Here is a 15,130-nt window from a genome sequence, read left to right as displayed (position 1 = left end):
TAAATAGTTCGTCAATTAATCTTCCTTTTGTGCATATGATGAATATAAATCTTTTCGAAAGACTTGTTTCATAATCCGGCACAAGCTGGAATACGTATGTATCACGACCACAAATGGTTAAGGAGGGGAATTCATGTCCCAAAATGACAGCGGCCATTTTTTGATTTCTGAGGAAAACTGGTCCCTCCATCGCAAAGGTTTCGATGACCAGCAGCGCCACCAAAAAAAAGTGCAGGAAGCGATTAAAAACAATCTTCCGGATCTCGTGACTGAAGAAAGCATTATTATGTCTAATGGAAAAGATGTAGTGAAGATCCCAATTCGTTCACTGGATGAGTATAAAATCCGTTATAACTATGATAAGAATAAACATGTAGGGCAAGGAGAAGGTGACAGCAAGGTTGGAGATGTTGTGGCCCGGGATGGAGCGGACAAAAAACAGGGATCCGGAAAAGGGCAGGGCGCGGGTGATCAGGCAGGCGAAGATTATTATGAAGCAGAAGTTTCATTAATGGATTTAGAAGAAGCGCTTTTTAAGGAATTAGAGCTTCCGAATCTCAAGCAAAAAGAGCGGGATCATATCATTCATACAGATATCGAGTTTAATGATATCCGTAAAACAGGGTTAACCGGTAATATTGATAAGAAAAGAACGATGATGTCAGCCTTTAAACGAAATGCCATGACAGGGAAGCCTTCATTCTATCCAATTTACCCGGAGGACCTGAAATATAAAACGTGGAACGATATAACAAAGCCTGAGTCAAAAGCTGTTGTCTTAGCAATGATGGATACAAGCGGCAGTATGGGTGTTTGGGAAAAATACATGGCGAGAAGCTTCTTTTTCTGGATGACACGTTTTTTGCGGACGAAGTATGAGACGGTAGAAATTGAATTTATTGCCCATCACACAGAAGCAAAGGTTGTGTCGGAGGAGGACTTCTTCTCAAAGGGAGAAAGCGGCGGAACCATCTGTTCTTCCGTATATCGGAAGTCGCTTGAGCTTATTGACGAAAAGTACAATCCCGCCCATTATAATATTTACCCATTTCATTTTTCTGATGGTGACAACCTGACATCTGATAACGCGCGCTGTGTGAAGCTGGTCAATGATATTATGAAGAAAGCCAATCTTTTCTGCTATGGCGAAGTTAATCAGTACAACAGGCATTCAACATTAATGTCTGCTTATAAAAATGTGAAAGACGAGAAATTTAAGTACTGTATTTTAAAACAAAAGTCTGATGTTTTTCGAGCGCTGAAGAACTTTTTCAGAAATGAAGAGTCTGGCGTAAGTCATCAATTTTCGTAAAAAAGCCTGTTTCGAGGGCTTTTTTTTATTTAATAAAAGCACGAAAACGGTTGCAAAAAAAATAAGAGAAAAAAAGATATTTTTCCTTTGACAAATCTTCTTTCATTTATTAATATTTTATCTTGTGAACTATTATTGAGGAATGAGGTGAAAGGAGTTGACTGAATCAGAACGTGCTTTGCTCACTTTTGAACAGCTCTTCGATACGTCTCGGGCGATCTACAAAAAACAGAAGAAGATATTGGAGATTGTGCTTGAGCCTTTTGATATTACAGTCCTTCAATATTTGCTGATGTTTAAAATTCATCAAAGCGGAAGCACCCCGCTTAGCAAGCTGGCGTTATCGCTTGATCTTAAGCCTGCTTCTGTGACGCGTATGACAGATATTTTGTATAAGCGCCATTTGATGAATCGATATGACAGTCCGGATGACCGCCGTATCGTTATGATTCAGTTAACCGAAGAAGGGGAAGAACTGATAGAAAAAGCCGCTGTACAGTATGCAAAAATGGGTGCGGGTCTGTATCAGAAACTTGACACATCCCAGCTGCAGTATTTGCGCAAGCTTGCCGGAAGTTTAACAAAGCTTGCTGAAGGCTGTTCAGAAAAAAGCGGTAATTAAAAACTTCCCACATATTTTCACCAAATTTCCACAAAATGATAGAGGATGAAACGAAAGGAGAAAACAAAATGAACAGAGGACGTTTAATTCTGACCAACATTATCGGTTTGATTGTTGTTCTTGCAATTATAGGCGGAGGTGCTTATTACTATTATCAAAGCACAAGCTTTGTAAAAACAGATGAAGCGAAAGTAGCTGGTGATATGGCTGCTATTACAGCTCCAGCAGCAGGTAAAGTATCTGACTGGAATCTTGAAGAAGGAAAAACAGTCAAAAAAGGCGACACAGTAGCAAAAATCAAAGGTGAACAATCTGCTGACGTAAAATCCATCATGGATGGAAAAATTGTCAAAAACGAAGTGAAAAATGGACAAACCGTACAAGCGGGTACAACACTTGCTCAAACGATTGACATGGATCACTTATACATTACAGCAAATATTAAAGAAACAGATCTTAAGGATATTGAAGTTGGAAATAGTGTAGACGTAGTAGTTGATGGAGACCCAGGTGCAACAATTGACGGTACAGTAGAAGAAATTGGCTATGCGACAAACTCTACTTTTGATATGCTTCCATCTTCTAATTCTAGCGGAAACTACACAAAAGTAACGCAAAAAGTTCCAGTGAAAATTTCAATCAAAAACCCATCTGACAAAGTGCTTCCTGGTATGAATGCAACTGTTAAAATTTCTGAGTAAAACAGGTCAGTCATCACACCATGAAAGGAGGTTGTCTTAGATGGCTACAGGCAAAGAAAATAATACAAAAAGCCCTAAGTCATTGCTGATTGTGCTAATGGCGGGTTTGTTTTTGGCAATACTAAACCAAACGCTGCTTAACGTCGCAATGCCGCACTTAATGACTGAATTTGGCGTAAGTGCAACGACGATTCAGTGGCTCACAACAGGTTACATGCTTGTTAACGGCGTTTTGATTCCGTTATCGGCCTTCCTGATTACGCGTTTTGGCCAACGGAGTCTTTTCCTCGTTGCCATGTTCTGTTTTACACTCGGTACGTTAGTCTGCGGTATCGCACCTAACTTCTCTACAATGCTGGTCGGCCGTTTGATTCAGGCTATAGGCGGAGGAATCTTGCAGCCGCTCGTTATGACAACCATTCTGTTAATCTTCCCGCCTGAAAGCAGGGGGAAAGGAATGGGGATCTTCGGACTTGCGATGATGTTTGCTCCGGCGGTCGGACCAACCCTTTCCGGATGGATCATTGAGCATTACACATGGCGCATCATGTTTTACGGACTTGTGCCGGTCGGCGCAATCGTTATTATCGTGGCTTTCTTTATCTTTAAAAATATGGTGGAGCCGCAAAAAATCAAACTCGATATGCTTGGAGCGATTCTTTCGATTGTCGGATTCGCCTCCTTATTATACGGAGTCAGTGAGGCTGGTTCTGACGGCTGGACTGATCCGATTGTCTTGTCCACAGTTGTGATAGGTGTTATTGCGATTGTTGCCTTTGTTATTCAGCAATTGCGTCATGATGATCCGATGCTTGATTTCAGAGTGTTTAAATACGACATTTTCTCACTTTCAAGTGTCATTAACATCGTTATTACTGTAGCACTATACACTGGGATGTTCCTGTTACCGATTTATCTTCAAAACCTGGTCGGATTTACGGCGCTTCAATCTGGTTTGCTTCTGCTTCCGGGTGCGATCGTCATGCTGATCATGTCACCGATCTCCGGTATTTTGTTTGATAAATTCGGTCCGAGACCGCTTGCGATTATCGGACTTCTCGTGACAGTGGTGACAACATATCAATATACGCAATTAACAATTGATACACCATATACATTGATCATGCTGATCTATTCAGTCCGTGCATTCGGTATGTCACTCTTAATGATGCCGGTTATGACAGCGGGTATGAACCAGCTTCCTGCCCGCCTGAACAGCCACGGTACGGCGATGAGCAACACGCTTCGCCAAATCAGCGGATCAATCGGTACAAGTTTAATTACGACAATTTATACAAACCGTACGACGCTCCATTATTCACAAATTGCAGATAAAACAAGTACGGCGGACCCGAACTTCCTCCATGCATTTCAAAATGCAGTTACGAATTTAATGGTGAATATGAACATGTCTTATGACACAGCGAAAACGTATGTTTTCTCTCATCTTTACAAACATGCGTCACTTGATTCAAACGTGATGGGGATTAATGATGCCTTTATGTGGGCAACTATATTCTGTGTGTTTGGCTTGATTCTGGCTCTATTCCTGCGTGATGTCAGAAAAGATAAAGCGCGTGCGGAGAAAAAGAAAAAAGAGGAGCTTTCATTGCTTCCGGCTCCTAAAGAAGTGAAGGAATCTTAATCTGTATAAGGAGGTTTCCTGCATGAAAATTTATGTAGTGTATGACAGTGAAGGTGAACATACAAAGGCTCTTGCAGAAGCGATTGCTGAGGGCGCGAGCGAAAACGAAGCGGCTGAGGTATTGATCGACCATGTCGATCAGGCAGATATCCGCAAGCTGAAAGATATGGATGCGATTATTTGGGGATGCCCAGGGCATTTCGGAACCATCAGCTCCGGTCTTAAAGCTTGGATCGACAGACTTGGCTACCTGTGGGCTGAAGGCGAGCTGATCAACAAAGTCGGCGCTGTTTTCTGCACGACGGCAACAACACACGGCGGCTTGGAAATGACAATGCACAACTTAATCACGCCAATGTTCCACCAAGGTATGATCGTTGTCGGCCTGCCTGGAAATGTGCCTGAAAACGCGCTGTACGGCTCTTACTACGGAGCGGGCGTCACTTGTCCGGTTGACAGTGATGAGTTAATGTCTGAGGAAGGTATTCAGCTTGGACGCGCCTTAGGAAGACGCGTCAGCCAAGTCACAGGAAACCTAACAGCAGGACAGTAAGGAGAGGTTGAAATGGCCATTATTATAGCAATCATTGCTGCTGTCATTGTCATTGCGGCCCTTATTACATTTAACGTCCGCAACGCTTCTCCAGAACCCGAGAAGCGAGAGCCAACCGAAAGAATCGCACCTCCAGAAGAGGAAAAAAACGAAGCGCAATACCCCGCTGAAGCAAGGGCTGCCGAGCATACGCCATCCGTCGAAAAAAACGAATCTCCAAAAGAGAAACGGGCTTCAATGGGTGATGATATTTACAGGCAGGCGCTGCAAAAGTTTACCCATACTGATGAAGATCAGCCAGAAGAAGAGGTCACAGAAGATAGTGACAAAATGCAGGACAGCGGCTATCGTAATGCGCTGCTTTCCTTGAAAAATAAGAATAAGTAATCAAAAAGGCAAATTCGTTATTCATGACGGATTTGCCTTTTTTGCTGTTTATATGGTTTTTTATCAAATAAATCCATGGGATATGTTGTATTTTGTTATGATCTAGTGTACTATGTTACTCATACACCGAGGGAGTTTCTGGGAGGCAAAGGGACATGACTTCTTTTTTAGGTTTGCTAAAAAAAGATATAAAACTTTCAAGAATATGGCTGCTGGCGTGGATATGCGGAATCGTTTTTATATTGGTGACAGGCCATATCATGGCTTCTCGCATGAATGAACCTCTTATTATTTTTGGTTTCTTTGCTGCAGTTTCTTTTTTTCTGCTTTTCTTATCTCCTGTTTTTGTGTTTTACCATCTTCGTAAAGAAGGGAAATCACAACTTTGGCTGTACAATCCAAACGGAGGTTTTTTACTCTTTACTTCTAAAGTGGCTGCAGCTTTGATCTGTCAACTTCTGATTCAATTGGCATTAACAGCTTACGGTATATGGATTTTTCATATGCTTTCTGTAAATCATCTGCTGGAGCATCAAACTGATTTAACAAGCACAGTAGTTTTGCTGAATATATATGGGATTATTTCCTCGTTATATACGTCAGTCACCGTTATTGTGCTGTGGACTGTTTTTCACTCTCTTAGGAATTGGCGCGGAATCCGATGGGGTGCGATGGGGCTGTCGGTCGCAGTGTGGTACTTTTTCGATGAATATATCATAAGCCCTTTAATGGAATCCCAAAAGCATTTCTGGCCTGTAACTGTCCATTGTGATTTTAATTTTCACTTCCGCGATGTTTGGAGATTGGAATTAAAACCGATACATCTGTCTTTGTTAGGATTTCCTATTGTCATTGTCATCACGGTTTTGCTGCTTATCATGGCTTCAAAACTGCTTGATCGTAAAGTAGAGGTGTGAATATGGACAATCGTTTCCAATCCTCAAAACCGATTTATTTGCAGATCGCCGACCAGATCTTTTATCGGCTGGTCAGGATGGAGCTGATCCCGGGAGATAAGCTTCCTTCTGTAAGAGAAATGGCGATTAAAACCAAGGTAAATCCCAATACAATTCAAAGAACATACAGTGAGATGGAAAGGCTGGGTATTGTGGAGACGAGAAGAGGGCAAGGCACATTTATTGCAGAGAAAGCAGAAATCGTAGATGAGCTAAAAGACAGGCTGACAAAGGAAGTGCTGGAAGGCTTTGTAAAGCAAATGACAGAGCTGGGGCTAACGAAAGAAGAAATGGTAGAAAGGATTAAAGCATTCACTGAAGGGAGCTAAAATGGAAATCAACTTAGAACATGTATCAAAAAAATACGGCCGACACGCCGCCGTCGACGATATGTCAATCACGTTGACATCCGGACGGATTTATGGTCTTGTCGGATCTAATGGCAGCGGCAAGTCAACGACCTTAAAAATGATGGCTGGTCTTCTCTTCCCGACTTCTGGATTTGTGAAAGCGGATGGAAAGCGGTTACGAGAGATATGGTTCGTCAAACGGCTTATCTGACAGAGCTTGATATGTTTTATCCAGATTTCAATGTAAAAGAAATGGTGGATTTTTATCAGTCGCAATTTCCTGATTTTCAAACAGAACAAGCCTATAAGCTATTAAATGAGATGCAGCTTGATCCGAAAAAAAAGATCAAAAAGCTATCAAAAGGAAATCGGGGAAGGCTGAAAATCGTCCTTGCTTTAGCAAGAAGGGCACCTGTTATCTTGCTTGATGAACCTTTCTCAGGGCTTGATCCGATGGTTAGGGATTCCATCGTAAACAGCCTGGTATCATACATAGATTTTGAACAGCAAATAGTTGTGATCGCGACACATGAGATTGATGAAATTGAAACACTGCTCGATGAGGTCATCGTAGTCGCAAATGGAAAAAAAGTTGCACAGCGTGAAGTAGAGGATATTCGTGAGCAGGAAGGCATGTCTGTTTTACAATGGTTTAAATCAAAAATGGAAGTTTGCTAGAGGAGGCATTCGATGAAAACAGTATTGGAATTGAAAAATGTAACAAAGAATATTAAAGGCCGAACGATCATTGACCATCTGAGCTTTACGATACGTGAAGGTGAAGTATTCGGTTTTTTGGGGCCGAACGGAGCGGGGAAAACGACAACCATCAGAATGATGGTCGGATTAATGAAACTATCAAAAGGTGATGTGCTCATTTGCGGCAAATCAATTACGAAAGAGCATGCCAAGGCGATTAAGCATATTGGGGCTATTGTAGAGAATCCAGAGCTGTATAAATTTTTGAGCGGATATAAAAATCTCCAGCAATATGCAAGAATGGTCAAGGGCGTCACAAAGGAAAAAATTGATGAAGTCGTTGAACTGGTCGGTTTAACAGACAAAATTCATGACAAGGTGAAAACCTATTCTCTCGGAATGAGACAGCGTCTCGGCTTGGCGCAATGCCTTCTTCACGATCCGAAGGTGCTGATACTGGATGAACCAACAAATGGCCTTGATCCTGCGGGTATTAGAGAAATCAGAGATCATTTAAAGAAACTGACGAGAGAAAAAGGAATGGCTGTCATTGTATCAAGTCATCTGTTGTCGGAAATGGAACTGATGTGTGACCGAATTGCCATTCTGCAAAAAGGAAAGCTTATCGACATTCAAAATGTAAAAGATGATGACGCTGATGGAAAAGATACATATTTCATCCGCGTTGAGCAGCCGAGTGAAGCTGCTTCTGTTCTAAAGGAATATGATTTGGTTAAAAAGACAAACGGTGTGGAAGTTAAGCTGTCTAAAGACGAAGTTCCTGCGGTCGTTGAACTGCTGGTCATGCAGCAAATCAGCATTTATGAGGTCAAAGTATTGACAAAATCATTAGAGGACCGTTTCTTGGAAATGACTGGTGAAACAAAAGAGGAGGTTCAACATGTTTAATTTGATTTATAATGAATGGATCAAAATTTTCAGCCGGGTTGGAACATGGGTGATGATCGGGATTCTAGCGTTGACTATGATTGGCTGGGCATTCTTAACAAACCATTTTTCACCCCATGAAACAAATCCGAAATGGAAAGAAACACTTCAAGCGGAAAATGCTGCATTGAAAAAAGAAATAAAAGAAGATCCTTCATTGAAAGATGGATCTGAAGAAATCATTACACTCAACAACTATCGCATTGAGCATAACATTCCTAACGACACAGGATATACTGTATGGTCTTATGTAGCGGATTCAGCAGGATTTACAATTCTAACCGGTCTGTTTACGATTATTATCGCAGCCGGAATCGTCGCAAACGAATTCAATTGGGGAACCATTAAGCTGTTAATGATTCGCCCGCTCAGCCGTTTTCAGATTTTGCTATCTAAATATATAACAGTTCTCGTGTTTGGGTTCTTATTGCTGTTCATTTTATTTGCGGGTTCTGCTTTATTAGGATTGATCTTTTTCGGAACAGGTGGTGACGCTGGCGCTAATATTCATTTATTCTATAAGGATGGCCAAGTCTTTGAGCAAAGCATGGTGGGGCATCTGGCGACAACGTATCTATCTGAATCTGTCGATGCTTTAATGGTAGCGACGATGGCGTTTATGCTGTCCGCTGTATTCAGAAACAGCTCTCTTGCAGTAGGATTTTCGATCTTTTTGCTGGTAGCTGGCACGACAGCCACTGCATTTATTGCAACGAAATTCGATTGGGCAAAGTATATTTTATTTGCTAATGTAGATTTATCTCAGTATGTGGATGGCACGCCATTAATAAACGGAATGACGATGACGTTCTCTATTGTTATGCTGGTGATTTATTTCATTGCCTTCTTATTGCTCGCTTTCGGCAGCTTCATGAAACGAGATATTGCCAACTGATAAAAAGCTGTTTTGCATAAGCAAAACAGCTTTTTTAACAAAATAAAAACTGCAGGTGCGAACCTGCAGTTTTTCATATCAATTTATGCTTACGCTTCTTTAGTAACGTTAGCAGCTTGTGGTCCGCGGTTTCCTTCAACGATTTCGAAAGAAACAGTTTGGCCTTCTTCTAAAGTTTTGAAGCCTTCGCCTTGAATAGCAGAGAAATGAACGAATACATCGTCTTGACCTTCTACTTCGATGAATCCGAAACCTTTTTCAGAGTTGAACCATTTTACTTTACCTTCTAACATGAAATTTCCTCCTAAAGCGATCATAACGCTTAAATTCACTATTCTTGCTCTTAACAAACTTCCAAGACGAAAACTCTTACAAAACTTTCTTCTTAAAGATAGTTCGAACAAAAATAATTACCTTTACTCTACCAGTAATCTTTTAAAAAAACAACAGCTAAATGAAACTTTTTCGGAAAATCCCATATTTATTTTTCAATTTGATATTTATTTATGAAAACTCATCTGTTTTCTCGATATGTGATCATACGTTTGCCTGTGATATTCCTTCTTTTTGGAAAAACAATGTCATAAGAATTGACAACCTTATTGAATATGCGTAAGGTGAAAGTTAACCAATATGTATGACAAATGACATCGTTTAAATAACGAGAGCGTATGATTTTTATGTCAGATATTCCTTGCATGCTCTAATATAAAGATAGGAGTAAGGTCACCATGAAAAAGTGGCTTACATGCAGTTTTGTTTTTGTTCTTCTCGTCTCACTTGCTGCATGCTCATCGTCAGCCGGAGTGGATTCGATAAAAATCGGAATAGCTGAGTCTGATGAGGCGATATGGAATTATATTGTTAAAAAGGCTGAAGAGACAGGGCTGGATATTCAGCTGATACCTGTTTCTGATTATGCGGAGTCTGATATCGCGCTTGCTAACAAAGAAATTGATGTCAACGCTTCTCAAACCATTTCATATTTTCAGTCGTTCACTCGAAAATACAAACTTAAGCTGGCACCGCTCGGTACAACATACATAACGCCTATGGGCATTTATTCAAAACGATATAACCGATTCCAAGATATACCGCGGGGAGCTATCGTTTCTGTTCCTGATAATGCACTCGATTTTGGCAGGGCGCTTATGGCGCTTCAGGAGGCAGGGTTGCTGACATTAAAAAATGGATTTAACGGGCCGGGTTCAGTCGATATGATAAAAGATAATCCGAGACACCTGACATTGAAAGCGGCCCGGCAACAGGATGCAGCGAGCGGCGCCGATGTGTTTGTTATGAAACCGTCTGAAACAAAAAAAGCGGGACTGCACCCGAAAAAAGATACTATAAAGAGCGGCGGACTAATGTCTAAGGAAGAGATGAATTTGATTGTTGTCAGAGCAGAAGATCAAGATCGGGAAGCGCTGCAAACCATTCTTGAGCTCTTTCAAGCTGATGATACAGCGGCATTTATAGAAAAAGAATATCAGGGAGATCTCGTCCCGGCTTTTCTGCCTTTGAAACGTATTTCACATTAGAGGAATGGATTCGAACATTGAATTCATTCTTTTTTTTGTGAAAAAATACTTTGTTTCGACCTGTTTTCATCACTTTGTACAGCATTTGATCGGCAAACAAACAGCTCTTCACATTGTTTTTCTAATTGGTGCGTCACTGACAGTATTTCTGATCGTTCCGCGACGGTGGGAATCGCCGCTAACTGTGTGGCAGAATCATCATTTCAAATCAGTTCTTGAGCAGATGTGATCATCCTTATATAAGGACCTAAAGATGAAAAGAACGGATTGTATATGTTTTTTTTGTTTAAGTCGGAAGTTGAAAGAATTCGTACTTGACCTATCGGAATTAGTGTAATATAGTAAATGAGAAAATTTGAAGGGAGAGTTTACCTGCATTGGATACTTTATTAGTTGTTTTACATGTATTTATTTTATTTTTACTTATCTTAGGGCTTTTTGTTATGCAGAAAAAACATGTTTCCTTCTCTAAACGTGTATTTACTGCACTGGGGCTGGGGATTGTATTCGGATTTGCGCTTCAGCTGATTTATGGCCCGACTTCAAATATAGTTACTCAAACGGCTGACTGGTTTAATATTGCCGGGGGCGGATATGTCAAATTGCTTCAAATGGTTGTTATGCCGCTCGTCTTTATTTCCATTCTTGGCGCATTTACAAAGCTGAAGCTGACAAAAAATCTCGGGAAAATCAGCGGTTTAATTATCGGAATTTTAATAGCGACAACAGCTGTAGCGGCAGCTGTGGGTATTGCATCCGCACTTTCCTTTGACCTGCAGGCGATTCAGGTTGACCAAGGGAACACAGAGCTTTCGCGGGGACAGGAACTGCAGCAGAAATCGACAGATATGACAGCAAAAACGCTGCCGCAGCAGATTGTTGAACTGCTGCCGGGAAACCCATTTTTAGATTTTACAGGTGCTAGGCCGACTTCAACGATTGCAGTCGTTATTTTTGCCGCTTTCCTTGGAATGGCATTCCTCGGGGTAAGGAATAAACAGCCGGAGCATGCAGAGACATTTAAAAAAATGGTTGATGCCGTTTATGCCATTGTCATGCGTGTTGTCACTCTCATTTTAAGATTGACGCCATATGGGGTGCTGGCTATAATGACAAAAACAATCGCGACGAGTGACATTGACAGCATCCTAAAATTAGGAATGTTTGTGGTTGCTTCGTATGCCGCGCTGATCACAATGTTTATCATTCATTTGCTGCTGCTGACGCTCAGCGGCTTGAACCCGATTGTTTATTTGAAAAAGGCGCTGCCTGTACTTATCTTTGCATTTACGTCACGGTCAAGCGCAGGTGCTTTGCCGCTGAATATTAAAACACAGAGAAGTTTGGGTGTGCCGGAAGGAATCGCAAACTTTGCCGGTTCGTTCGGCCTTTCAATCGGCCAAAATGGATGTGCGGGCATTTATCCCGCAATGCTGGCGATGATGATTGCCCCGACGATCGGTCAAAATCCGTTTGATCCGGTATTTATCATCACAGTTATCGCAGTCGTTGCCATCAGCTCCTTCGGTGTTGCGGGCGTTGGCGGCGGAGCAACATTTGCGGCGCTTCTTGTTTTATCATCATTAAATATGCCTGTAGCGCTTGCTGGTTTATTAATCTCAATCGAACCGTTAATTGACATGGGGCGGACTGCACTGAATGTCAACGGAAGTATGACATCTGGCCTCATTACGAGTAAGGTTACGAAGGAAATAGATACAGGAACTTTCCATGACCAATCCAAAGTGATCGAAGCTGACGAGGCGTAACAGCGTGTCATTCGCCTCGTTCTGATGTTCATTTCAATAAAAGACCCATGAACCCTGTAATTGAAGGGTTCATGGGTTCTTTTTTTGCTTTTATTCTACTGACCCAAAGTGACTGGAAGTATTCCCTTTTGACCATGATCAAGAAATTCATGAAGCAGTTTTCGGCTATGATCGCCTAGGAATGAAACTATGGTAGATACATGATCCTTATTATTTTTCTTTTAACATTGAATACTTTCGATAAACTTTATAGAAACTGATGCCAAACAAAATAGCCATAAGGGCGGGAAGGAGCTTCAAAAGGGCAAATGGAGTTTCAAATATAAAAGCTTTCCAAAATAATGCTCCTTTCATACTCCACAGACCTTCATGATATATTCCCGAATCCTTGTAAGGTCTATAAGAAACAGCTAAACACAGTACCCCAAACGATAATGGATAATTCATTAATCTTTTATAATAATTACACTTTGATTGGCGATCCGAGAAGATTTCATTTTGATCATCACTTTGTTTTTGCCAATACCGTATTCCGTTAAACCAAAACCCATTTATATAGCTCCAACTGAAATCCTCATATATCCCTTTGTATTCAAGCAGCTTTTTCTTAGATAAATAATCTTGATAATCCAGTCGGATTACATATCTCTTGTCGGTTTTTTCAAAAGTGTATATTCCTAATCCGCTAATATTTGTACAACGATAGCCTTTTTGTAATTGCTCGTTCAGCCATTGCTCCTCTTTTTCAATATCAAAAAACATTTTAAATATCTTCATTTGGTTCACTTTCTTCGTACAAGGATAAAATATGCAATAACCTGTTTCGTTCCATTTCCAAAACGTCGTTTCCTTCAGCAGTTATCATATAAATTTTTCTTCGGCCTGACTCTCCAACAGGTTCAATCCAACCATGCTTATTCAAGTTTTCAATCGCTCCGTACAATGTACCAGCTGCTAAAATAACAGTACTGTTACTCATCTTTTCAATCTTTTGCATTACCGCATAGCCATGAAGTGGTTCACGCAGAGCTAATAAAATATAATGCATCGTTTCAGACAACGGTAATAGTTTGTGCTTCATATTCTCACCCTATCTTCAGTTCAGCTGTATAGTTCAACTTAATAATAATATAAGAAAGTTCAACTGAATAGTCAATATGTTTCCAAAGTGTGTAAATAAACTTAGAGTGAAATTTGAAAAGGCGCTTTCCTTATGTAATAGAAAGCGCCGCCTTTAGTGTAGTCAATGGAATCGTCCATAATTGAACGCAAGCTAAATGTCCTTTACAAAAAGCGTGGGAAACTCTTTCAACTATTAAGGCGATCATGGCAATAAGTTGCCCAGAAGTGACGCAGTTTAGAGTTGCATTCGCGTTTGAGGAGCGGGAACTCATGCTTCGGATCGAGTGACATCATCAAAAAATCCTTCAAGCGTTTTCATTAAACGAAAGAAGGATTTTATGAAAAATTCAATATCATCATTATCACGTTTTAACGGCCGGGTTCTAAGTCTTCGAGCATTTCCATCATAGTGTTGTCGTCCATGACATTCATGGCGTTTTGTTCAAATGGAATGGGTTCAGCGTAATGCGGCTGTCTTTTTTTCGTGACTGTTTCAGTTTGCCTTGATTGTGTCTGTGTATGCTGATGCTGTGTTTGCTGCTGTCCGGCATGCTGGTGCTGACGGCCGTTTTGCCGCTGGCTTTGATTATGCGACCGGTCCTGATTATCACCGCCGCCAAATGCTTGTTTGACAATGTTTCCTACATTAGAAGCATCAAACGTGTTATTTTCAGAATTCCGTCTGTTCATTTGTCCTGTGACAAATCCGCTGATTTTTTGGCGGATCTGAGGTGATAAAGCAGCAATAAGCACGGTTGATCCTATAATCAATGCTGTGGGACTGATTCCTTTTCGCTGGTTGAACAACATGATCCCTCCTTTGCAGTGTACTCATATTTTCCCCCACATTAGACAAATTAACCGTTCTATTTCCCGGGAAAGCATTTCCTTCAGATTTACATGAATAATTAAAGCCAGTTAGAAAAACCTATAGGTAAAGTGATAAAGGAGGAATTCACATGTTTGGAAAAAAACAAGCTTTTGCGTCTGTGCTTCTTATTCCATTGCTTATGACTGGCTGCAGTATGGGCGACCAAGGTGAGGGCAAACGTGATAATAATGATGTAAGAAATGTTAATTATCGAAATCCGGCCAATGATGATCTTCGCAATGTAAACAACCGGGATAATGTTGACAATAATATGAATGATAATGTCAATAACAATCATGATAACGATCGGAAACTTGCGGTTGCTGATAAAGCAGCTGATAAAGTAACTGACTTAAAAGAAGTAAAGCATGCCAATGTCATTGTAGCCGGACAGCAAGCATACGTCGCAGTGGTCTTAACAAACGGTAATAAAGGCGCAGTAGAAAACGATCTGAAGAAAAAAGTAGCGAAAAAGGTGAAATCTACTGACAAAAACATTGATAATGTGTACGTTTCAGCAAACCCTGATTTTGTAGAGCGTATGCAAGGTTATGGAAAGCGTATTCAAAATGGTGACCCGATCGCCGGATTATTTGATGAATTTACACAAACAGTACAGCGTGTATTTCCTAACGCAGAATAAATGAAAAAAGCCGCATCATTTGTGCGGCTTTTTCTGTGCGTTAATGACACACCGCAAACGCAGGTTGCATAGAGTAAGAATAAAAGATACAAGACGGACCGGCTCAGGGAGGGAGA

At 40.9% G+C, this 15,130-nt stretch carries 17 protein-coding genes and 1 pseudogene; 14 read left to right on the top strand and 4 right to left on the bottom strand.

Annotated elements, in window-relative coordinates:
• Window positions 1-133 precede the first annotated feature (133 nt).
• The 11 genes and pseudogenes from yhbH (at window position 134) to AAGG74_RS09425 (ending at window position 9,068) form a co-directional block, all read left to right on the top strand.
• Entirely contained in the window at window positions 134-1,312 is a 1,179-nt protein-coding gene (yhbH, locus tag AAGG74_RS09475; protein WP_162102155.1) for a sporulation protein YhbH, read from the top strand.
• A gap of 157 nt (window positions 1,313-1,469) precedes the next feature.
• Window positions 1,470-1,934, top strand: a complete 465-nt coding sequence (locus AAGG74_RS09470) for a MarR family transcriptional regulator (protein ID WP_162102154.1) — start codon at window positions 1,470-1,472, stop codon at window positions 1,932-1,934.
• A gap of 35 nt (window positions 1,935-1,969) precedes the next feature.
• A complete protein-coding gene (locus AAGG74_RS09465; protein WP_162102153.1) occupies window positions 1,970-2,635 on the top strand; it encodes an HlyD family secretion protein in 666 nt (221 codons plus the stop codon).
• A gap of 40 nt (window positions 2,636-2,675) precedes the next feature.
• The gene (locus AAGG74_RS09460) at window positions 2,676-4,280 is read left to right on the top strand and encodes an MFS transporter (RefSeq protein WP_162102152.1); all 1,605 of its coding nucleotides are present in this window, start codon (window positions 2,676-2,678) and stop codon (window positions 4,278-4,280) included.
• A gap of 22 nt (window positions 4,281-4,302) precedes the next feature.
• Window positions 4,303-4,833, top strand: coding sequence for an NAD(P)H-dependent oxidoreductase (locus AAGG74_RS09455; RefSeq protein WP_162102151.1), 531 nt, complete (start codon window positions 4,303-4,305; stop codon window positions 4,831-4,833).
• A gap of 12 nt (window positions 4,834-4,845) precedes the next feature.
• On the top strand, window positions 4,846-5,220 hold the full coding sequence (locus AAGG74_RS09450; RefSeq protein ID WP_162102150.1) for a hypothetical protein: 375 nt from the start codon (window positions 4,846-4,848) through the stop codon (window positions 5,218-5,220).
• A gap of 155 nt (window positions 5,221-5,375) precedes the next feature.
• Window positions 5,376-6,137 carry a hypothetical protein gene (locus AAGG74_RS09445; protein ID WP_429675200.1) on the top strand — a complete coding sequence of 254 codons (762 nt, stop codon included), beginning with the start codon at window positions 5,376-5,378 and terminating at the stop codon, window positions 6,135-6,137.
• A gap of 2 nt (window positions 6,138-6,139) precedes the next feature.
• Window positions 6,140-6,505 carry a GntR family transcriptional regulator gene (locus AAGG74_RS09440; protein ID WP_429675199.1) on the top strand — a complete coding sequence of 122 codons (366 nt, stop codon included), beginning with the start codon at window positions 6,140-6,142 and terminating at the stop codon, window positions 6,503-6,505.
• A 1-nt stretch (window position 6,506) separates the two neighbouring features.
• A pseudogene (locus tag AAGG74_RS09435) lies at window positions 6,507-7,204 on the top strand (ATP-binding cassette domain-containing protein).
• Window positions 7,205-7,216: 12 nt separating this feature from the next.
• Window positions 7,217-8,134: an ABC transporter ATP-binding protein gene (locus AAGG74_RS09430; protein ID WP_162102146.1), complete on the top strand. Its 918-nt coding sequence runs from the start codon at window positions 7,217-7,219 to the stop codon at window positions 8,132-8,134.
• Window positions 8,127-9,068, top strand: a complete 942-nt coding sequence (locus tag AAGG74_RS09425) for an ABC transporter permease (protein WP_162102145.1) — start codon at window positions 8,127-8,129, stop codon at window positions 9,066-9,068. Before AAGG74_RS09430 ends, AAGG74_RS09425 begins: the two co-directional genes overlap by 8 nt.
• An 89-nt stretch (window positions 9,069-9,157) precedes the next feature.
• On the opposite strand, the gene cspB is transcribed toward AAGG74_RS09425, so the two are convergent.
• A complete protein-coding gene (cspB, locus tag AAGG74_RS09420; protein ID WP_087993721.1) occupies window positions 9,158-9,361 on the bottom strand; it encodes a cold shock-like protein CspB in 204 nt (67 codons plus the stop codon).
• Between the two features lie 438 nt (window positions 9,362-9,799).
• Between cspB and AAGG74_RS09415 the strand changes: the two genes are divergently transcribed.
• Window positions 9,800-10,609 (top strand): MetQ/NlpA family ABC transporter substrate-binding protein, encoded by an 810-nt coding sequence (locus AAGG74_RS09415; protein WP_429675198.1) that lies wholly within the window; start codon window positions 9,800-9,802, stop codon window positions 10,607-10,609.
• A gap of 377 nt (window positions 10,610-10,986) precedes the next feature.
• Window positions 10,987-12,378 carry an L-cystine transporter TcyP gene (gene tcyP / locus AAGG74_RS09410; RefSeq protein WP_162102143.1) on the top strand — a complete coding sequence of 464 codons (1,392 nt, stop codon included), beginning with the start codon at window positions 10,987-10,989 and terminating at the stop codon, window positions 12,376-12,378.
• Between the two features lie 210 nt (window positions 12,379-12,588).
• Here tcyP and AAGG74_RS09405 read toward each other — a convergent pair whose 3' ends face one another.
• The 3 genes from AAGG74_RS09405 to AAGG74_RS09395 all read right to left on the bottom strand — a co-directional run bounded on the left by AAGG74_RS09405 (window position 12,589) and on the right by AAGG74_RS09395 (window position 14,310).
• Window positions 12,589-13,155, bottom strand: coding sequence for a DUF2812 domain-containing protein (locus AAGG74_RS09405; protein ID WP_429675197.1), 567 nt, complete (start codon window positions 13,153-13,155; stop codon window positions 12,589-12,591).
• Window positions 13,142-13,459 carry a PadR family transcriptional regulator gene (locus AAGG74_RS09400; protein WP_429675196.1) on the bottom strand — a complete coding sequence of 106 codons (318 nt, stop codon included), beginning with the start codon at window positions 13,457-13,459 and terminating at the stop codon, window positions 13,142-13,144. Before AAGG74_RS09400 ends, AAGG74_RS09405 begins: the two co-directional genes overlap by 14 nt.
• A 410-nt stretch (window positions 13,460-13,869) precedes the next feature.
• Complete coding sequence (locus tag AAGG74_RS09395; protein ID WP_162102140.1) at window positions 13,870-14,310, bottom strand: hypothetical protein; 441 nt, start codon at window positions 14,308-14,310, stop codon at window positions 13,870-13,872.
• Window positions 14,311-14,459: 149 nt separating this feature from the next.
• On the opposite strand from AAGG74_RS09395, the gene AAGG74_RS09390 reads away from it, so the two are divergent.
• Complete coding sequence (locus AAGG74_RS09390; protein ID WP_429675194.1) at window positions 14,460-15,014, top strand: YhcN/YlaJ family sporulation lipoprotein; 555 nt, start codon at window positions 14,460-14,462, stop codon at window positions 15,012-15,014.
• Window positions 15,015-15,130: the final 116 nt, after the last annotated feature.

Origin of the sequence: Bacillus mexicanus (genome assembly GCF_050445615.1) — a bacterium.
GTDB lineage: Bacteria > Bacillota > Bacilli > Bacillales > Bacillaceae > Bacillus > Bacillus mexicanus.
Note: the sequence above shows the minus strand (reverse complement) of the source record. Positions and strands in the feature narration are given on the sequence as shown.